Source organism: Natronoarchaeum rubrum, assembly GCF_024494695.1.
This window is the reverse complement of the sequence record NZ_JANHDP010000001.1, coordinates 509,614-527,444: the sequence shown is the minus strand read 5'-3', so window position 1 is coordinate 527,444 and position 17,831 is coordinate 509,614. Positions and strand designations below refer to the sequence as shown.

General features: G+C 67.4%; 18 protein-coding genes and 1 tRNA gene. 11 read left to right on the top strand and 8 right to left on the bottom strand.

Features of this window, described 5'->3' with window-relative positions; all coding sequences use genetic code 11:
• Positions 1–56 precede the first annotated feature (56 nt).
• The gene (locus tag NO931_RS02765; protein ID WP_256391096.1) at positions 57–590 is read left to right on the top strand and encodes an Rrf2 family transcriptional regulator; all 534 of its coding nucleotides are present in this window, start codon (positions 57–59) and stop codon (positions 588–590) included.
• Positions 591–792: 202 nt separating this feature from the next.
• Positions 793–1,971 (top strand): NAD(P)/FAD-dependent oxidoreductase, encoded by a 1,179-nt coding sequence (locus tag NO931_RS02760; protein WP_256391095.1) that lies wholly within the window; start codon positions 793–795, stop codon positions 1,969–1,971.
• A gap of 18 nt (positions 1,972–1,989) precedes the next feature.
• Here the strand turns inward: NO931_RS02760 and NO931_RS02755 are convergent, their stop codons facing one another.
• Entirely contained in the window at positions 1,990–3,363 is a 1,374-nt protein-coding gene (locus NO931_RS02755; RefSeq protein WP_256391094.1) for a cytochrome P450, read from the bottom strand.
• 83 nt (positions 3,364–3,446) lie between these two features.
• On the opposite strand from NO931_RS02755, the gene NO931_RS20670 reads away from it, so the two are divergent.
• Positions 3,447–4,097, top strand: a complete 651-nt coding sequence (locus NO931_RS20670; protein ID WP_256391093.1) for a helix-turn-helix domain-containing protein — start codon at positions 3,447–3,449, stop codon at positions 4,095–4,097.
• A gap of 31 nt (positions 4,098–4,128) precedes the next feature.
• Here the strand turns inward: NO931_RS20670 and NO931_RS02745 are convergent, their stop codons facing one another.
• Entirely contained in the window at positions 4,129–4,959 is an 831-nt protein-coding gene (locus NO931_RS02745) for a succinate dehydrogenase/fumarate reductase iron-sulfur subunit (RefSeq protein ID WP_259371424.1), read from the bottom strand.
• A gap of 232 nt (positions 4,960–5,191) precedes the next feature.
• Between NO931_RS02745 and NO931_RS02740 the strand changes: the two genes are divergently transcribed.
• Entirely contained in the window at positions 5,192–5,623 is a 432-nt protein-coding gene (locus NO931_RS02740; protein ID WP_256391091.1) for a DUF5518 domain-containing protein, read from the top strand.
• 96 nt (positions 5,624–5,719) lie between these two features.
• Here the strand turns inward: NO931_RS02740 and NO931_RS02735 are convergent, their stop codons facing one another.
• Both NO931_RS02735 and NO931_RS02730 read right to left on the bottom strand, forming a co-directional pair.
• Positions 5,720–6,541 carry a nucleoside phosphorylase gene (locus tag NO931_RS02735; protein WP_256391384.1) on the bottom strand — a complete coding sequence of 274 codons (822 nt, stop codon included), beginning with the start codon at positions 6,539–6,541 and terminating at the stop codon, positions 5,720–5,722.
• A 132-nt stretch (positions 6,542–6,673) separates the two neighbouring features.
• Positions 6,674–7,990 carry a PQQ-dependent sugar dehydrogenase gene (locus NO931_RS02730; RefSeq protein WP_256391090.1) on the bottom strand — a complete coding sequence of 439 codons (1,317 nt, stop codon included), beginning with the start codon at positions 7,988–7,990 and terminating at the stop codon, positions 6,674–6,676.
• Between the two features lie 90 nt (positions 7,991–8,080).
• Between NO931_RS02730 and NO931_RS02725 the strand changes: the two genes are divergently transcribed.
• Positions 8,081–8,305 (top strand): PLDc N-terminal domain-containing protein, encoded by a 225-nt coding sequence (locus NO931_RS02725; RefSeq protein WP_256391089.1) that lies wholly within the window; start codon positions 8,081–8,083, stop codon positions 8,303–8,305.
• 15 nt (positions 8,306–8,320) lie between these two features.
• On the opposite strand, the gene cdd is transcribed toward NO931_RS02725, so the two are convergent.
• On the bottom strand, positions 8,321–8,707 hold the full coding sequence (gene cdd, locus NO931_RS02720) for a cytidine deaminase (RefSeq protein ID WP_256391088.1): 387 nt from the start codon (positions 8,705–8,707) through the stop codon (positions 8,321–8,323).
• A 94-nt stretch (positions 8,708–8,801) separates the two neighbouring features.
• Here cdd and NO931_RS02715 point away from each other — a divergent pair, with 94 nt between their 5' ends.
• On the top strand, positions 8,802–9,806 hold the full coding sequence (locus tag NO931_RS02715) for a sodium:calcium antiporter (RefSeq protein WP_256391087.1): 1,005 nt from the start codon (positions 8,802–8,804) through the stop codon (positions 9,804–9,806).
• 25 nt (positions 9,807–9,831) lie between these two features.
• Here the strand turns inward: NO931_RS02715 and NO931_RS02710 are convergent, their stop codons facing one another.
• The 3 genes from NO931_RS02710 to NO931_RS02700 all read right to left on the bottom strand — a co-directional run bounded on the left by NO931_RS02710 (position 9,832) and on the right by NO931_RS02700 (position 12,124).
• Positions 9,832–11,259, bottom strand: a complete 1,428-nt coding sequence (locus NO931_RS02710; protein ID WP_256391086.1) for a phosphohexomutase domain-containing protein — start codon at positions 11,257–11,259, stop codon at positions 9,832–9,834.
• A gap of 85 nt (positions 11,260–11,344) precedes the next feature.
• Positions 11,345–11,593 carry a hypothetical protein gene (locus NO931_RS02705; protein ID WP_256391085.1) on the bottom strand — a complete coding sequence of 83 codons (249 nt, stop codon included), beginning with the start codon at positions 11,591–11,593 and terminating at the stop codon, positions 11,345–11,347.
• Positions 11,594–11,653: 60 nt separating this feature from the next.
• Positions 11,654–12,124, bottom strand: a complete 471-nt coding sequence (locus NO931_RS02700) for a DUF5793 family protein (protein ID WP_256391084.1) — start codon at positions 12,122–12,124, stop codon at positions 11,654–11,656.
• A gap of 131 nt (positions 12,125–12,255) precedes the next feature.
• Here NO931_RS02700 and NO931_RS02695 point away from each other — a divergent pair, with 131 nt between their 5' ends.
• From NO931_RS02695 to NO931_RS02675, 5 genes are all read left to right on the top strand, one after another.
• Positions 12,256–12,768 carry a DUF7549 family protein gene (locus NO931_RS02695; RefSeq protein ID WP_256391083.1) on the top strand — a complete coding sequence of 171 codons (513 nt, stop codon included), beginning with the start codon at positions 12,256–12,258 and terminating at the stop codon, positions 12,766–12,768.
• A 101-nt stretch (positions 12,769–12,869) separates the two neighbouring features.
• Complete coding sequence (locus NO931_RS02690) at positions 12,870–14,552, top strand: type II/IV secretion system ATPase subunit (protein ID WP_256391082.1); 1,683 nt, start codon at positions 12,870–12,872, stop codon at positions 14,550–14,552.
• Positions 14,553–16,706, top strand: coding sequence for a type II secretion system F family protein (locus NO931_RS02685; RefSeq protein ID WP_256391081.1), 2,154 nt, complete (start codon positions 14,553–14,555; stop codon positions 16,704–16,706).
• Between the two features lie 128 nt (positions 16,707–16,834).
• Positions 16,835–17,479, top strand: coding sequence for a class I SAM-dependent methyltransferase (locus NO931_RS02680; protein WP_256391080.1), 645 nt, complete (start codon positions 16,835–16,837; stop codon positions 17,477–17,479).
• 239 nt (positions 17,480–17,718) lie between these two features.
• Positions 17,719–17,789 (top strand) — tRNA-Gly (locus NO931_RS02675).
• Positions 17,790–17,831: the final 42 nt, after the last annotated feature.

Genomic DNA, 17,831 nt, shown 5'->3' with positions numbered 1-17,831 from the left:
GCGAAAAGTGGTCCTATTCGCCGGATTTAAGACGATCACTACCGAACGTTACAGTAATGTCATCCATCGAACTCACGCCCAGCCAGAAGACCATTCTCACCGCGCTGATCAATCTCCACCGGGAGTCCGAGGACGCGGTGAAAGGCGAGGACATCGCCGAAGAGGTCGACCGAAATCCGGGTACGATTCGCAACCAGATGCAGAGCCTCAAAGCGCTCCAGCTCGTCGAAGGCGTCCCCGGCCCGAAGGGCGGCTACAAGCCGACCGCAACCGCCTACGAGGCGCTCGACATCCAGCAGATGGACGAGCCCGCCGCCGTGCCCATGACCCACGAGGGCGAGGAAGTCACGGAGGGTAACGTCGAGGGGATCGACCTCAGCAGCGTTCACCACCCCGAGCTGTGCCGCGCCGAGATCCACATCCAGGGATCGGTCCGCGACATCCACGAGGGCGACACGGTCGTCGTCGGCCCGACGCCGCTCTCGAAGCTCAAGGTCGAGGGGACCGTCGACGGGAAGGACGACACCGCGAACATCCTGATCTTGAAGATCGACGATATGGTCGCGCCGGCCGAAGAGCCCCAGCACTGATCGGCGGCTGACGTCGTCCGATCTATCGGCGTCCGATCGCGGACGCGACCGCTCTTGATCTTCTCGCTCCGTTCTCGAACCGTCGCTGCGAGCGAGCGATCGCTCTGCTACTGCCCTCTCGCCGGGAACCGTGAGAGAGAACCGTTATCACACACACTGCGGTTTCAAAGCCTTTGTATCACAGGGTTGCTGAGTACCAGTCATGACAGCCACGGTCGTCGTTCTCGGCGCAGGCTACGCTGGCGCCGGCGCGGTCAAGCAACTCGAGGAGGAACTGAACGGCAGCACGGAGATCGTCTGGGTCTCCGACACCGACTATCACCTGGTGCTCCACGAGTCCCACCGCGTGATCCGCGATCCGTCGGTCCAGCACAAGATCACCATCCCGGTCGAGGAGATCAAATCGCCCGCGACGACGTTCGTCGAGGGCGAGGTCACGGGCCTCGACGTCGACGACCGTGAGGTCGAACTGGACGACGGCGAGACGATCGACTACGACTACGCGCTCGTCGCGCTGGGTAGCCAGACCGCCTACTACGGCATCCCCGGCCTCGAAGAGCACTCGATGACGCTCAAGAGTCTCGACGACGCCCTCGACATCCACGAACGCGTCAAGGAAGCCGCCGAGGACGCGACGCGCAGCGATCCCGCCGAGGTCGTCATCGGCGGCGCCGGTCTCTCGGGCATCCAGAGCGCGGGCGAGGTCGCCGAGTTCCGCGACCGGAACAACGCGCCGATCGAGATCACGCTCGTCGAGGCGCTCGAAGAGATCTTCCCGCCGGGCTCCGACGAGATCCAGCAGGCGCTCCGCGAGAAGCTTGAGGACGCCGGCGTGAACATCCTTACCGACGACCCGATCACCGAGGCGACCGCCGAGGCCATCGAGTTCGACGAGCGCGACGCGATCGACTACGACGTGTTCGTCTGGACCGGGGGTATCACCGGCCGCGACGCCATGGACGGCGTCGACCTCGACAACGAGCACAACCGCGTCACCGCCTCCTCGACGTTCGAGACCAGCGACGAGCGCGTGTTCGCCATCGGCGACTCCGCCGTGATCGACCAGGGCGACAACCCCGCGCCGCCGACCGCGCAGGCCGCCTGGCAGGCCGCCGAGGTCGCCGGCGAGAACCTCGCCCGCGCGATCGACGACCGGCCCATGAAGACTTGGCGGCACAAGGACAAGGGGACGGTCATCTCGATCGGCGACGAGGCCGTCGCGACGGAGGTCGACCCCGGCTTCGGCGCCGGCGCGCTGTTCGACGTGGTCGGCACGTTCGGCGGCATGCCCGCCGAGACGCTCAAGAAAGCCATCGCCGCCCGCTGGATCGCCGACATTACCTCCTGGAACCGCGCCCGGAAGGCCTGGGACGCGCTGTAGTCCGGATCGCCCGTTCTCTCACCGCTTTTTCACTCTCACCTCGACGGCACCGGGATCGAGCGTCACGCCCATCGTCGGGTCCAGTGACTCCGTGACGCGCTCGAACTCGACGCGCCGCGCCAGCGTCGCCAGGGCGATCTGTAGCTCGGTCATCGCGAAGCGCATCCCCAGACAGTGGCGCGGCCCGCCGCCGAAGGGGAAGTACGCGTACTCCGGCCGCTCGCGATCGTCGAGCCAGCGCTCCGGTCGGAACGACGCCGGCTCCGACCACCAGCGCTCGTCGCGGTGGATGCCGTAGGCCGACAGCTGGAGCGTCGCGTCCGCCGGGAGCCGATAGCCGCCGAGCACGGTCTCCTCGCGGGGCTCGCGGTAGAGGATCGGCGCGGGCGGGTAGAGCCGCATCGCCTCCCGTGCGATCGCTTCCGTCTCGTCGAGCGCCGGGATGTCCCCGAACGCCGGATCACGACCGCCCAATTCGGCGTCGAGCTCGGCGTCGAGACGCCGGCGCGCGTCGGGGTGGCCGGCCAGCAGCCAGCAGGCGTAGGTCAGGGCCGTCGCGGTCGTCTCGTGGCCGGCAAACAGGAACGTGACGAGCTGGTCGCGAACTTCCTCGGGCGTCATCCGCTCGCCGTTCGGGTACTCGGCGGCCGCCAGCATCGAGAGGAGATCGTCCCGTTCGGCGTCGTCGCCGCCGGCGTCGCTCCGGCGCTCCTCGACGAGCCGCTCGACCAGCGCCGAGAGGTCGTCCATCGCCCGCTCGTAGCGCCGCTCGTCGCCGACCGGGAGCCACGACGGAACGACCGAGCGCACCGCGTACGCGCTCGGGTCGGCGACGTCGGCGAGCGCGCGGGTCGCCTCGCGGACGACCGCCGCCCGTTCGTCGTCGAACTCCAGATCGAACAGCGCCCGCGTCAGCACGCCGAGCGCGAACGTCGACAGCGCTTCCCGAAGTTCGACGACCTCGCCGTCGTTCCAGCCGTCCGCCAGCGCCGCCGCTTCGTCGGCCATCGCGTCGACGTACGTCTGGACTTCTGCGGGCGTGAACGCGGACTGGAGGAGCTGGCGCTGCCGTCGCCAGCGCTCGCCTTCGGTGAACACGACGCCCTCGGGAGCGACGAGTTCGCCGAACGCGGTCTCGAACTCACCCTTGGGAAACTCGTCGTTCCGGGAAACGAGAACGGTCTCCACGAGGTCGGGGTCGAAGACGGCGACGAACTCTTGACCGAGCGCTCGGTAGGCGACGACGTCGCCGTGCGGACGGAGCTCGTCGGTGAAGTCGATCCCCTGCCGGGCGAACGGAATCGTGCTTCCGAGCACCGGCAGCCCGGTGCGTCGGGGCGGCGCTTCGGCGTCGGTGCGCGATCGACCGGCGTCGACGGAACGGTTTGCCATCGGGTGAACGTTGGCGCCGCGCGACCGTCGGCGTTCGCGCGAAGCAGTGAACGTTTTTATATCCGGGTACGCAACCCGATCGCGTGCAGTCCGTCGACCTGACGATCTCGCTTCCGGAATCGATGCAGTTGCCCACCCCGGACTACGAGGGGTACGTCGTCCGCGAAGAGGTGCTCTCGTGGCGGGTACGGCCCGGCGAGGGCGTCGTCTGCTTTCTCTCCCTCGTCGTCGGCGACCGTCGACGGTGCAGAGAGGTCGTCGAGGGGATCGACGCCGTCCGACGGTTCGACGTCGCGCCGATCGACCACGACCGGTTCTACGGTTACGCCGAGATGGATCTGCGCGACGCCGACGCGTCGCTGCTGGAACCGTTCGACGACCGCGGGCTCGTGATCGTCCCGCCGATCGTGTACGAGGACTCGTCGCGGGTGCGCATGACGGCGCTCGGAACGGAGGATTCGCTCACCGGGCTGCTCGATGGCTTCCCCGACGGCGTCGAGATCGATGTCGAGCGCGTCGGCGACCACGATCGGCTCTCGGGGTCGCTGGCCGGTCGGCTCACTCGGCGACAGTTCGAGGCGCTGTCGGTCGCCCGCGAGTTGGGGTACTTCGAGGTCCCGCGAACCGCCTCGCTGTCGGCCGTCGCGTCGGAACTCGGCTGCTCGGAGAGCGCGGCGTCGACGCTCCTGCGGAACGCGGAGGCGCGACTGGTCGACGCGGCGATCGCGGAGTGAGGAAGTGGAGGGTGACGCGGACGACTGATCGCTACCAGAACTTCAGGTTTCGCTTCACGGCTTCCCGCTTGAGTTCCTGGATGTGTTCAGTCAGCGGGATGTCTTTCGGACACACCTCGGTACAGGAGAACTGCGTCTGGCAGCGCCAGACGCCGCGCTCGGACTCCATGATCTCCATGCGGTGCTGGGTGATCTCGGGGTCGGCCTCGCGCTCGTCCATGATGAACTTGTAGGCCTTGTTCACGGAGGCTGGCCCCAGATACTCGCTGTCGGCGGCGATGTTACAGGAGGACGTGCAGGCGCCACACCAGATGCAGCGGGTCGACATCTTGACGTACTCGTGGTTTTCGGGGCTCTGGCGCTGCTCCTCTAACTCCTTGATCAGCGGCGCGTCCTCGCCCTGAAAGTACGGCTCGACGGCCTTCATCTGATCGTAGAAGTCCTCCATCTCCACTACCAGGTCCTTGATCACGTCCATGTGGGGTAGCGGCTCGACCCGCACGGGCTCTTCGAGGGCCTGGATCTGGGTCTTGCAGCCCAGGCGCTGGCGACCGTTGATGAAGAAGGCGTCCGACCCGCAGATCGCCTGCCGGCAGGAGTGACGAAAGGTCAGCGACGAGTCGAAGTGGTCCCGGGCGTAGATCAGCGCGTCGAGTACGGTCATCCCCTTCTCGAAGGGGACGTGAAAGGCGTCGAAGCGCGGTTCCTGTTTCCCCTCGACCTCCGGATCGTACCGGAACACTTTGAGGCGCGCCGTCTCGACGCCTTCCTCGGCCTCGCGCTCCCGGCGCTCGGCCGCCTCGCTCGCTCGGCGCGTCTTCTCGGCCATGCGCTCCTGCTGGGGCGATCGCTGGCCGTACATCTCGCGGTCCGGCACCCCCTCTTCCCTGTCAGCCTCCCCCGGCTCCTCTTGCTGTTGCTGGCTCACGTGGTTCTCCCCCGTCGTACAAGAGGGTCGCCGAGTCAATAAGCGGCGGTGGGTACCACCGAGTCCAGTGCTTGATTACGCATCGAACTCCTCCCAGTTCGATCGTACGGCCCACGTGGCCCGATCCCACGAACATTTATCCTGTCGGCAATTCTGAAAATCGAATATGCAGTCATCTTCCCGGGGACACGTCCTCCCTGATTCGTGGCGATTCGCGCTCGTCGGTGCGCTGGCCTCGCTACCGATCACCGCCGTTCTGAATCGGCTGCCGAACTCGGAGGCGACCGTCGGCGGCGGCATCATGATCTTCGGGGCGTTCATCGCGGGAGTCGTCGCCGCAATCCGTTCGTCGGATCCGAGTGCTGCCGGACTCCGCGCTGGATTCACCGGCGCCGTCCTCGGAGTGCTCATCTTCCTTCTGACAGCGGGTACGACGGTCGCGTGGCCGCTACCCAGAGTCGTTTTTTGGATCTTCGCCGGCGGACTGGTGGTGTGCGTCGCTTCCCTCTTCGGTATCGGATTCGGTCGTGCCGGTGGTTGGATGGCGAACACCGTCGCCTCTCGATGGTCGGCCGACGCGGACGCGCCACACCGATAGCCCGTCGGGCGAAACTTCTGTGCCGTCCTCGAATCACGCCCCCATTCCGAAGACCAGAAACTGCGCTACTATCTTTCGTGCAGGACTAATTCGGACTCACTCCAGCGACAGTCCCGCGTGCCACCGATCGACGCCGCGCTCGCGCTTGATCTCGTCCATCTTCGCGAGCAGCGCAACCGCTAGCGACGCCGTCTCGGCGGCCCGCTGCTCGCCCTCGGTCCGGAACTCGCCGGTCTCCCTGTTCGCGTACACCGTACACACCGCCCCGGCGCGCAGCCCGTAGAGGTTCGCCAGCGTCAGGATCGCGCTGGCTTCCATCTCGATGTTCGCGACGTTGGCCTCCCGGAGATCGTCGACGAGTCGCTCGCTCCTGGCGGCCTCGAACCCCTCGAAGCCGGGGCGTCCCTGACCGGCGTAGAAGCTGTCGGCGCTCATCGTGATCCCGGTGTGGTACTCGTAGCCCAGCCGCTCGGCGGCCGCGATCAGCGCCGAGACGACTTCGTGGTCGGCGCTGGCGGGGTAGTCCTCGCGGACGTACTCGGCGCTGGTTCCCTCCTGGCGGACCGCGCCGGTCGTGATCACCAGGTCGCCCACCGACATCTCGGGCTGGATGGTGCCGCAGGAGCCGACTCGGACCAGCGTGTCGGCGCCGACGCGGGCCAGCTCCTCGACCGCGATCGCCGCGGAGGGCGAGCCGATGCCGGTCGACGTGACGCTGATCGGCGCCCCGTCGTAGGTGCCGGTCACCGTTCGGTACTCGCGGTGGCGTCCGACTTCCTCGCCGTCGTCCCAGAACTCGGTGATCTTCGGGACGCGCTCGGGGTTGCCCGGCAGGAGTACGGCGTCGGCCACGTCGCCGGGACCGACTTCGAGGTGGTACTGCTCGCCCTCGTTCGGATCCTCGCTGTCGCCCGGCACCTCGGTGTCGGCCCCGGCTTCGGCGTCCGCCGGTCTCTCGGCGTCGTCTCGCTCGGTCATGTCCGGTCGTTTGTCAGCGGACGGTAAATAGGTCGTCGCCGGGCGGCCGGTTGAGGCCGTGCGGTGTCTCGGTCACCCGGCAGGAACGACTCGGTAGACCCTCCCGTCGCCCCCCTCGATGCCGAGAACGAACAGCACCCCGTCCCGACCGCGCCCGAGCGAGTAGATCTGATCCGGCGCCCCGCCGTCGGCGTCCATCTCGATCGTTCCCATCGGCCAGCGCTCCTCGGTCCCCGACGGTTCGGCGACGAACAGCCGACCGTCGGGTCGCAGGTCGGCGAAGACGTACCGTCCCTCCAGATCCGGGAGCGCCGAGCCGCGGTAGACGTACCCGCCGACGACGGCGACACCGTTGACCGGGTTGCCGCCGTGGGCGTACTCTACGACCGGATCGACGAGCGGCTCGCCGCCGCGGACGCTCTCGGGCGTCGCGGTCGGGCAGTCCTCGGCGCGGAAGCACTGCGAGCCCTCGCGGACGTTCCAGCCGTAGTTGCCGCCGCGCTCGACGAGATTGACTTCCTCGAACTCGGACTGCCCGACGTCCGCGACGAGCAGCGAGTCGCCGTCGAACGAGAAGCGCCACGGGTTCCGGAACCCCCAGGCGTACTGCTCGGCCAGCCCGTCGCCGTCGGTCAGAGGGTTATCCTCGGGAATCGCGTACGTCCCGCGCTCGTCGTCGCCGTCGACATCGATGCGCAGCAGGCTCCCCAGCAGGTTCTCGGTGACGTCCTGTCCGTTGCCCCCTTCGACCGCGTCGTACCAGTCGTCGACGTGCCCGGTTCCGGCGTCCGCACCTGCACCGCCGTCGCCGACCGCGACGTAGAGGTAGCCGTCGGGGCCGAACGCGAGCGCGCCGGCGTTGTGGTTCGACTGGGGTTCGGGGATTTCGAGGAGCGTCCGCTCGGTGTCGGCGGACGCCCGGAACCCGTCCTCACCGACCAGAAACTCCGCGAGGACGAACGTGTGGCTGTAGCGTTCCGGCGTCCCGTCGCGCGACGGCGCGCTGTAGCGGACGAACAGTCGCCGGTTCTGCTCGAAGTTCGGGTGGAGCGCGACGCCGAGCAGCCCCTTCTCGCCGCCGAATTCCACGGCGTCGCCCAGATCCAGCAGTGGGTCGTCGCGGACGCCATCCGCGTCGAGCACCGAGATGCTACCCGACTGGTCGGCGAGATACTGGCGGTCAGTCCCCGGCACAGGTGCGAGCGCCACCGGCGCGTCGAAGCCGCCGGCGACGCGTCGAAGCCGTACCGAGTCCGGTAGCTGGTCGTCGATCAGCGGCTGGTCGGCGGCGTCCGACGAACCGCGCAACTGTCCGCAGCCGGCGAGCCCGGTCGCCGCTCCCGCGAGTCCGGCGGCGAGGAATCGGCGTCGACCGAAACGGCCGTTCATACCGGTGGTTACGGTGCGAAGCGGAAATACGTAGCTCTGTGTCAGCTAGAAACGACAAAATATTTACTGCTTCCACTCCGGCCACCGACTATGGCAGGTCTCGGTTTCGCGTTCGTGATCGTCGCGCTTCTGATGCTGGTCCTCTCCATTGTCATACCGCTGTGGGTGTACAGCGACGCCCAACGAAACAGTTCCGACAGTGCGCTCCTCTGGGCGCTCGTCGTGTTCTTCGGGAACCTCCTCGGGCTTCTCCTGTACCTGCTCATCGGTCGCGACGGAGCGGGCGGACAAGGTGGAACCCGAAGCCAGTTCTGAGAGCCCGAACGCCGGTTACTCCAGATCGTCCCGAGAAATCGTGTTCGGCAGCAGTTCCCCGAGCGTGTACTCGCTGCGTTCCTCGCCCTCGTCGCAGAGGACTCGGAGGTCGTCGTCGCAAAACTCGGTGAGCGACTGGCGACACATCCCGCAGGGCGTCTGGCCGTCCAGTTCGCTGGTGCTGACCGCGACCGCGTCGAACGAGCGGTGGCCCTCGCGGACGGCTTCCGCCAGCGCGACCTCCTCGGCGTGCAGGCTGTTGGAGTAGTTCGCGTTCTCGATGTTACAGCCGGTGAAGACGGTCCCGTCGGCAGTCCGTAGCGCGGCGCCGACCTCGTACTCGGAGTAGGGAGCGTACGACGCCTCTCGCGCTTCCCGGGCGGCTTCGATCAGATCGTCCATGCCGGCGTGTTCGAGCAGGGGCCACAAGTAGCCGGCGCTCAGCGTCGTCTCGAATGACCTACACCTTTCAGCCCCTGCCGAGTAGGTTGGTTCGATGACCGGTCTCCTCGTTGCTCTCGGACTGGCGATCGTCTCGACGGGCGTCATCTGGAAGGGCAGCGAGTACCTCGAACGGTCGGCCGAGCGCCTCAGCCAGTACTACGGGCTGCCGGTTGCGGTCCACGGCGCCGTCGTCGTCGCGATCGGGTCGAGCTTCCCCGAACTCAGCTCCGTCGTCATCAGCACGCTCGTCCACGACGAGTTCTCGCTGGGCGTCGGCACGATCGTCGGCAGCGCGATCTTTAATCTGCTCGTGATCCCGGCCGTCTCGGCGCTCGCGACCGACCAGCTGGAGGCCACCCGCGACATCGTCCACAAGGACGCGCAGTTCTACATCATCAGCGTTCTCGTGCTCTTCATCGTGTTCGCGCTCGGCGCCACGTACGTCCCCGGCGGGACCAACAGCGAGGCAATCCTGACGCGCCCGCTAGCCATCCTCCCCATCGCGACCTACGGCATCTACGTCTTCCTCCACCAGCAGGACGCCAGCGAGTACGCCGCGCCGACCGTCAACGTCGATCACCGCCGGGAGTGGGCCGTGCTCACGGTCGCGCTCGCGCTGATCGCGGTCGGCGTCGAGGGGATCGTCCGCGCGGCGCTCACTTTCGGCGACGCGTTCGGAACGCCGAGCTTCCTCTGGGGGCTGACCGTGATCGCCGCCGCGACGAGCCTACCCGACGCCTTCGTGAGCGTCAACGCCGCCAGGAACGGCGAGAGCGTCACCAGCATCACGAACGTCCTCGGGAGCAACACGTTCAACCTGCTGGTCGCGATTCCGGTCGGCGTTCTGCTGGCCGGGGAGGCGACGATTAACTTCCTCGCGGCGATCCCGACGATGGGATTTCTGGCGTTTGCGACGCTGGTGTTCGTCGTGTTCGCCCGCACGGATCTCGAACTCACCGACCTCGAAGCCTACGGCTTCCTCGGGCTGTACGGGCTGTTTCTGCTCTGGATGACGCTGGAGTCCGTCGGCGTGATCGACACGGTGCGGGGAATTTGAGAGCACGTAACTGCTTCGACGCTCCTTACCGACTGTCCGCGACGGCCTCATCCACGGCGTCGACGGTCTCCTCGACCAGCGCGTCGACGTCCTCGCTCTCGGCGTAGGCGCGGACGTAGGGCTCGGTGCCGCTGGGGCGGACGAGCACCCACGCCGCGTCCGGCAGTTCGATCCGGACGCCGTACTCCGTCGAGACGTCGCCTTCGGGGAACAGCTCGGGCAGCGTCGTCTTCAGGCGCTGCATCGCGGCGTCCTTGGCGTCGTCGGGACATTCGACGTTGACCTGTCGGTACGGCCGCTCGGTGACCGGCGCCCGCACGGCCTCGATGTCGCCGGCTTCGGCGACCAACCCGGAGAACATCGCCGCGCTGACGATGCCGTCGATCCACCCGCCGAAAGCCGGGTGGACGTGCTTCCAGGGCTCGGCGGCGAAGGCGACCTCGGTACTCTCGTCGCCGACCGCGCGCTCTCGGGCCATCCCCTCGTGGAGCGCGCCGAGCCGAACGCGCTCGGTTCGGCCGCCGGCCTCCCGGACCAGCTCGTCGATCCGCGCGGAGGTGTCCGGCGTCGTCACGACGACCGGATCGTCGGCGCGCGACTCCCGGACGTATCGCGCCGCGAGCACCGCCAGCACGGTGTTCTCGTCGACGATCTCGCCGTCGCCGTCGGCGACCACGATCCTGTCGGCGTCGCCGTCGTGGGCGACGCCGAAGTCGAACTCGCCGTCCGCCAGAAACGCCAGCAAGTCACCGAGCGACTCCCGCGTCGGCTTGCTCTCGCGACCGGAGAAGTGGCCGTCGACGTTGGCGTTCAGCGTGACGACGTGCGCGCCCAGCGCCCGGAGCACCTGGGGCGTCCCGAGACTCGCCATTCCGTTGCCGCAGTCGACGACGATCGAGAGGCCGGACAGCGGCGTCGCTGCGCCGAAGAACTCGCGGGCGTACTCGACGACGTCGTCGCGGTAGACGCCGATCACGTCGACCGAACCGGTCGATCCCCACTCGTCCCACGGCGCCGAGTGCTGGTGGTCGGCGACCAGCGACTCGATCCGTTGCTCGGCGGCACGGTCGTACTCGACGCCGTTCGCGAACAGTTTGATGCCGTTGTCGGTCGGCGGGTTGTGGCTCGCCGTGATCATCACACCCCGACGGCCTCGCGAGGCGTACGCCAGCGCCGGCGTCGGCACGACGCCGACGCGGCGGCAGTCGGCACCGGCGCTTTCGAGGCCCGCTTCGACGGCGGCCGCGAGCGCGTCGCTGGTCTCGCGACCGTCGCGACCGAGGACGACCGCCGGTCGTGACGCCGCGGCGGCGTCGGCGTCGCTCCCGGTCCCGGCGTCCGTATCTGCCTCCCTCGCGTGGGTGGCGACCGCACGTCCCACCGACAGCGCCAGCTCCGGCGTCACTCGCTCGCTGACCGGCCCCCGGATCCCGGCCGTTCCGAACAGGTTCATACTGAAATGACCGGGCCGGACGACCGTAAATGCACCCGAACGGACACGAGGCGGTCCGGAAAACTAGGCGGCGCTGGGTGGGCAATTACTGGCCGTCGGTAAAATCGACGACGGGGAAGTACGTCCGAAGGCCCACGAGCAAATACGTCGCGGACGAAATGAGTGCCAGCCAGCCGATAACGGCCGCAATCTCGTAGAGGATCCCGGGATCGACGTCGGACAGGAGGCTCAGTCGGTACAGAATCTCGTTCGCGAGCAACACCAGCGTCGACAGCAGTACCGAAACGAGAGCGGTTCCAGCGGCCTCCCTTTCACTCGATCCGAGAAGACTCATGAGATTATGCGAACGCTCCGCGATCAAAGACGAATCGAAGAGCGAAGAAATCGAGCGACGCTACAGTTCGACGCCGCTCGGGATGAGGCTGTGGTTCCGCAGCAGGTTGCCCTCCTCGTTGTAGACGAGGAACGTCCGCTTGTCGTAGGTGACGAGTTCGTCGCCCTCGATGTGGATCCGGACGTCGTAGCGGCCGTCGGAGTCGGGGTCCTCCTCGCCGTAGCGGCGGGCCGCCCGGATGAACTTGAGCACGTCGTCGGCGTCCTCGTTGAGTTCGAGCACGAAGTCCCCGGTGATCCGGTTGGTCACGCTGACGACGCCGGTCGCGTCGTCGTCGAGCGACGTCTGGAGCCGGTAGGCGACGTCGGTCTGGTCGGCGTCGAGCAGTTCGTCGTCCGTTCCTGTGAGGCGCTCGCGGAGCGTCGAGGCGGGGCCCTCGAAGTCGATCCGTACCGTCGGCTTCGCGGGTTCGCCGTCGTCTTCGACCCAGTCGACGTTGCTGACCTCCAGTGTGAAGTAATCGCGCCTCATTCCCTGTGTGAATCGGATACGGACTCACGGGCAATGAACGTAACGCCTGAAAGCGTAGCGTTCGCGGCCTGCGATCGCGCGACGCCGAGCCGGAATCTTTTAGCCGCCGGGGTCCGCGCTCGTCAGGTACAATGGCCTGGGTTCGCTCCGAGTACGCCGGCGAGCTGGCGGTCGTGTCGGCCTGGCTGGCTGCCGTGTTGCCCTGGAACGTCACCTACGCGTCGATTCCGGGGACCGAGCTGTCGGCGCTGTTTCTGCGCTTCCCGTTCCTGCAGGTGCGGTATATCTTCGGGCTCCCCCGCGATCAGCAGCGGCTGTTCCACCACCCGATCGCCGCGCTCGATCTGGTGTCGGGCGTCTCGGAGACGCTGTACTACGTCTGGATTGCCGGCGCCGCGATCGTCGGGCTGGCCGTCCTGCTCTCCGTCGCGATGTACGCCGCCGAAGACGCCGTCGAGGATCGGTCGCCGGTCCATCCGGTACGCGTGATGGGCGGGCTGCTCGCAGTGGCGACAGCGCTGCTTTCGGCCGCGACGGTCGCGATCGCGACGAACGGCGACTTCGGCGGCGGCATCCCGATCCCGATCGGGCTCGCGGTGCTTGGCCTGCTGGCAGGCGTGTTGCTCCGCGCGGATCTCGTCTGACGCGATCGACCCGGCCGCCCATTTTAAGGTTCCCGACCACCTTGGCACGGTTAGATCAGCGTACCGACGGTAAGCCGTCCCTACGCCGGTGCGCGACCACCATGACAGACACGGACGAGCCGCGGGGGATCCAGCTGGGCGCCGACGGACCGACCAGCGACGACGCCGCGTCGGAGACGCGGATCGACCGTCTCAAGCGACGCCTCCGCCGCGCGGTCGAGCTGCTCCGGGGATCGACCGTTCCCGGGGAGCCGTACGCTCCCGGTCGTCACGGCGAGATCGTCTCGTTCGACGGGTTAGATGGGTACGAGGAGATCGACCGATACTGGGTGAACGCGCCGTTCGCGTTCGTCTCGATCAACTACGATCCCGAGGAGAGCGAACACCTCTACTACGTCGTCGAACCCGAGCTCGCGGCCGACGAGTACGAGCTGCTGGAGTTGCTGTTCGAGGACATCCGCGATCCGCTCGTCTACCGGCCGGACATCGCCGACGAGGACGTCGAAAGCGTGCTGCGCGAGGAACTCCGCGAACACCTAGAGCGCTACGGCGCCGAGGTCGACGGCGCGACGGTCCACCGGCTGTTTTACTATCTCTTCCGGGCATTTCGCGGCTACGGGAAGATCGATCCGATCATCAACGATCCCCACGTCGAGGACATCTCGTGTGACGGCTACGAACTGCCGATCTTCGTCTACCACGACGAGTACACCGACGTGAAGACGAACGTCTCCTTCGAGCAGGAGGCGCTGGACAACTTCGTCGTCCGGCTGGCCCAGCAGTCGGGTCGGCACATCAGCGTCGGGGAGCCGATGGTCGAGAGCACGCTCCCCGACGGCAGCCGTGCCGAACTCGCGCTGGGCGAGGAGGTCACGCCGCGCGGGTCGGCCTTTACGATCCGAAAGTACTCCGACGAGCCCTTTACCCCGATCGACCTGATCGAGTACGGCACCTTCAGCGTCGACCAGATGGCGTACCTCTGGCTGGCGATCGAGCACAACAAGTCGCTGATCTTTGCCGGCGGAACGGCCTCGGGGAAGACGACCTCGATGAACGCCATCTCGATGTTCATCCCGCCCCGCTCGAAGGTGCTCTCGATCGAGGACACCAGGGAGCTGACGCTGTACCACGGCAACTGGCTCTCCTCGGTGACCCGGGAACGGCTCCACGAGGGCAACGACATCACGATGTACGATCTGCTGCGATCGGCGCTGCGGCATCGCCCCGAGTACATCGTCGTCGGCGAGGTCCGGGGCGAGGAGGCGATCACGCTGTTCCAGGCGATGAACACCGGACACACGACGTACTCGACGATGCACGCCGACTCGGTCCAGACGGTGATCAACCGGCTGGAGAACGAGCCGATCAACGTGCCCCGCGCGATGGTCCAGTCGCTGGACGTGCTCTGCGTCCAGACGCTGACCCGCTTCGACGACGAGCGCGTCCGCCGGAACAAGACTGTCGCCGAGATCGAGGGGATCGACCAGCGCACCGGCGAACTCGACTACTCGACGACGTACGCCTGGGACGGCGACGACGACACGTTCCGCGACAACGGCAGCAGCGTCGTCCTCGACGAGATCCGAGAGGATCGCGCCTGGACGCAGGCCGAACTGCTCTCGGAGCTTCGCGATCGACGACGCTTCCTGCAGTACCTCCGGGACAACGACGTGACGGACTACCGGCGCTTTACCGCGCTGGTCAACGAGTACTACGCCGACTCCGAGTCAGTGATGGACCGGATCGACGAGGCAGCGGCGGCGCCCGCGCCGACGGTCGATTAGATGGCGCCGTACGACTTCGTCCCGCTGGCGATCGCCGTCGCGGTGCTCGTTCCGGTCGCGCTCGCGCCGCTGAGCACGCGCGTCGAGCGGATCGTCTCCCGGGTATCGTTGCTCGCGTTCGGCGACTTCGTCCATCGAGTCGGCCGCAATCGCCAGCTTCGCAAGCGACGGCTTCGAACTGCGCACGTCCCGACGACGTACCGCATCTACGCCGCCCGGACCCTGCTGTACGCCGTCTTCGGCGCCGTCGTCGGCGCCGCCGCCGGGCTGTACCTGCAGTGGGGCGCCGTTCGACTGCTCCAAACGCCCCAGAAGACCGTCAGGGCGAGTCTTCCCGGCACCGTCGAGTTCGTCGCCGGCGCCTTCGGGCAGCCACAGCCGACCGGGACGACGCTGCTGGCAATTCAGGTCGGCTCGGCGATCGCGGTCGCCGTCGTCCTCGCGGTCGCCACGTACTACCTCCGGTGGTGGTACCCCTCCTACCTCGCCGGGCAGCGTCGACGAAACATCGACGCGAACCTCCCCGAGACGGTCTCGTTCATGTACGCCCTCTCCCGGAGCGGGATGGAGTTCCCGACCGTGCTCCGGATTCTGGCCGACCACGAGCACGTCTACGGGGAACCGGCCGCGGAGGTCGGCGTCGCCGTCCGGAACATGGACATGTTCGGCAAGGATATGGTCACCGCGATCCGGACGATGGCCCGCCGGACGCCGAGTCCGAAGTTCAAGGAGTTCGCCGAGAACCTCTCGAGCGTCCTCCAGAGCGGGCAGAGCCTCGCTGACTTCCTCGAACAGCGACACGCCGAGTTCCAGCAGGACGCCGAAGACCAGCAGGACCGCCTACTCAACGAGCTCGCGACGCTCGCGGAGGTGTACGTGACGCTACTGGTGGTGTTACCGCTGTTCCTGATCACGATCCTCGTCGTGCTCGGCATCTCGCTAACCGACACGCTGGCGCTGCTCCGGGTGGTCGTGTACGTCTTGCTGCCGGTCGCGAACATCGCGTTCATACTCTATCTCGGCTCGGCGATGGGCGAGTCGAGCGGCGGCGAGCAGTTCGCCCCCTCGTTCGATCCCTCGATCCGGCTCTCGGACGTGCGCCGGGCGGAGAACACGACCGATCGGTCGGCGGGGACGAAGGCGCGGTCCGGCGGAGCGACGACCCGCTCCGACGGCGGGACGCCGACGGCGCCCGAGTCCGACCGACGCGCCGGGAACCTCGAACGCCTCCGGCTCTACCGCCAGTTCCAGTGGCTCCGCGATAACTTCGGGAATCCGGTCCAGACGATCATCGAGCGCCCGAAAACGCTACTGTGGGCGACGATCCCGATCGTCGGTCTCCTGACAGCGTTGCGGTTCGCGGTGGCCGTCCACCTGGGCGTCCCGCTCCGATTGATCGTCGACGACTTCCTGCTCCAGGCGACGCTGTTCGTCGTCGGGACGTTCGCGATCGCCTACGAGATCCACCGGCGCCGGATCGACACGATCGAGGCGTCGGTGCCCGACTTCCTCGATCGGCTCGCGAGCGTCAACGAGGCGGGGATGACCGTCGTCGAGAGCATCGACCGCGTGCGAAAGAGCGACCTCGGCGCGCTCAACCCCGAACTCGACCGCGTCTGGGCGGACATCCGGTGGGGCGCCGACGTGGAGATGGCGCTGCGGCGGTTCGAGCACCGCGTCCGGACGCGGACGATTTCGCGAGTCGTCACCCTGACCACGAACGCGATCAACGCCAGCGGCGATCTCGCCCGCGTGCTTCGGATCGCCGCGGCGCAAGCCAAGTCCGACCGACGGCTCAAGCGCGCCCGCAAGGACGAGATGCTCACCTACGTCGTGGTCGTCTACGTCGCCTTCGGGGTGTTCCTGTTGATCGTCGGCGCGCTCGACACCGTGTTGATCCCGAACCTCCCCGACGAGAGCGTGCTGCCGGAAGCCAGCGGCGCGGCCGGCCAGTTCGCGATCACGCAGGTGCTCGAAGAGCTCGGGTCGATCAACCAGTCGGCCTACACCGTGATCTTCTTCCACACGACCTCGCTGCAGGCGCTGTTCTCGGGCCTGATCGCGGGCCAGATGAGCGGCGGCCGGCTGGCCGACGGCGCGAAACACGCCGCCGTGTTGCTCTCGGTCGCGTATCTGACCTTCCTGTTCATCTGAGCGGCGGCGCGCTCGGCGTCGCGACGCGATGGCGTCCCACGGCGCCGCCACGCGACCCGTCTCGACGGCGTCCTCCACCGGATCGACGGATCGCCGCGACTTTGGTCGCCGACCCACTCCGGTCGGGCATGGACCGGGCGCCCGACCACGTGCGCGACACGTACGACGACATCGCCGAGCACTTCGCGTCGACCCGGGAGTACCCCTGGCCGGAGGTAGAGACGTTCCTCGACGGCGTCGAGGGCGCCGTCGGCCTCGATCTCGGCTGCGGCAACGCCCGCCACGCCGAGCCGATGGCCGAGCGCGTCGACCGGGTGATCGGCGTCGACGTGAGCCGCGGGCTGCTCGACACCGCCCGGAAGCGCCGCGGCGAGCGCGGCTTCGACGTCGATCTCGTGCAGGGCGACGCCGGGCGGCTCCCGATCGCAGCGGGCGTCGTCGACGTCGCGGTGTACGTCGCCACGCTCCACCACCTTCCGGACCGTGCTGCGCGACGCCGAAGCCTGGACGAGCTCGCCCGCGCTCTCGCACCGGAGGGCCGCGCGCTCGTCTCGGCGTGGAGCACCACGCACGACCGCTTCGACCGCTCGGAGGGGTTCGACACGACGGTCGACTGGACGCTGCCGGGCGGCGAAACGGTGCCGCGGTTCTACCACGTCTACGATCCCGACGAGTTCCGAGCCGATATCGCGGCGAGCGATCTGATCGCCGAGGACGTGTTCCTCTCCAGCGGGAACTGCTATGCCGTCGTCGGAAAAGGGAAACACCCTTAACCGCCGCCCGAAAAGGGAAGGACGCACGCTGGTGTGGGCTCAATGGCCCACCGGCGGATCGCGGTCGCGCGATCCCCCGGGCGATCGTTCGATTGCCCGGTTTCAGTACACGCCACAGCACGCGCCAAAGCGCGTCGTGGGGTGTGACGCGCCGATATGCGGCGCGAAAAACGAGCGCCGGTGGTGAGCGATTCCGAAGGAATCGCGATCTACGGCGCATGAGGAACAGCGTGACGAAAGCGCCGGTGGTCTAGTGGTAGGACCTGAGCCTTCCAAGCTCATGGCCCGGGTTCAAATCCCGGCCGGCGCACTTCTGAATTCTAATCCATTATTCACATTTTTACTCAGCGAT

What these genes read in the sequence shown, in the direction of transcription:
- NO931_RS02765 (WP_256391096.1), top strand. Translation starts at nt 57, where the DNA reads ATGTCATCCATCGAACTCACGCCCAGCCAGAAGACCATTCTCACCGCG.
- NO931_RS02760 (WP_256391095.1), top strand. Translation starts at nt 793, where the DNA reads ATGACAGCCACGGTCGTCGTTCTCGGCGCAGGCTACGCTGGCGCCGGC.
- NO931_RS02755 (WP_256391094.1), bottom strand. Translation starts at nt 3,363, where the DNA reads ATGGCAAACCGTTCCGTCGACGCCGGTCGATCGCGCACCGACGCCGAA.
- NO931_RS02745 (WP_259371424.1), bottom strand. Translation starts at nt 4,959, where the DNA reads ATGTACGGCCAGCGATCGCCCCAGCAGGAGCGCATGGCCGAGAAGACG.
- NO931_RS02740 (WP_256391091.1), top strand. Translation starts at nt 5,192, where the DNA reads ATGCAGTCATCTTCCCGGGGACACGTCCTCCCTGATTCGTGGCGATTC.
- NO931_RS02730 (WP_256391090.1), bottom strand. Translation starts at nt 7,990, where the DNA reads ATGAACGGCCGTTTCGGTCGACGCCGATTCCTCGCCGCCGGACTCGCG.
- NO931_RS02725 (WP_256391089.1), top strand. Translation starts at nt 8,081, where the DNA reads ATGGCAGGTCTCGGTTTCGCGTTCGTGATCGTCGCGCTTCTGATGCTG.
- cdd (WP_256391088.1), bottom strand. Translation starts at nt 8,707, where the DNA reads ATGGACGATCTGATCGAAGCCGCCCGGGAAGCGCGAGAGGCGTCGTAC.
- NO931_RS02715 (WP_256391087.1), top strand. Translation starts at nt 8,802, where the DNA reads ATGACCGGTCTCCTCGTTGCTCTCGGACTGGCGATCGTCTCGACGGGC.
- NO931_RS02710 (WP_256391086.1), bottom strand. Translation starts at nt 11,259, where the DNA reads ATGAACCTGTTCGGAACGGCCGGGATCCGGGGGCCGGTCAGCGAGCGA.
- NO931_RS02705 (WP_256391085.1), bottom strand. Translation starts at nt 11,593, where the DNA reads ATGAGTCTTCTCGGATCGAGTGAAAGGGAGGCCGCTGGAACCGCTCTC.
- NO931_RS02700 (WP_256391084.1), bottom strand. Translation starts at nt 12,124, where the DNA reads ATGAGGCGCGATTACTTCACACTGGAGGTCAGCAACGTCGACTGGGTC.
- NO931_RS02695 (WP_256391083.1), top strand. Translation starts at nt 12,256, where the DNA reads ATGGCCTGGGTTCGCTCCGAGTACGCCGGCGAGCTGGCGGTCGTGTCG.
- NO931_RS02690 (WP_256391082.1), top strand. Translation starts at nt 12,870, where the DNA reads ATGACAGACACGGACGAGCCGCGGGGGATCCAGCTGGGCGCCGACGGA.
- NO931_RS02685 (WP_256391081.1), top strand. Translation starts at nt 14,553, where the DNA reads ATGGCGCCGTACGACTTCGTCCCGCTGGCGATCGCCGTCGCGGTGCTC.
- NO931_RS02680 (WP_256391080.1), top strand. Translation starts at nt 16,835, where the DNA reads ATGGACCGGGCGCCCGACCACGTGCGCGACACGTACGACGACATCGCC.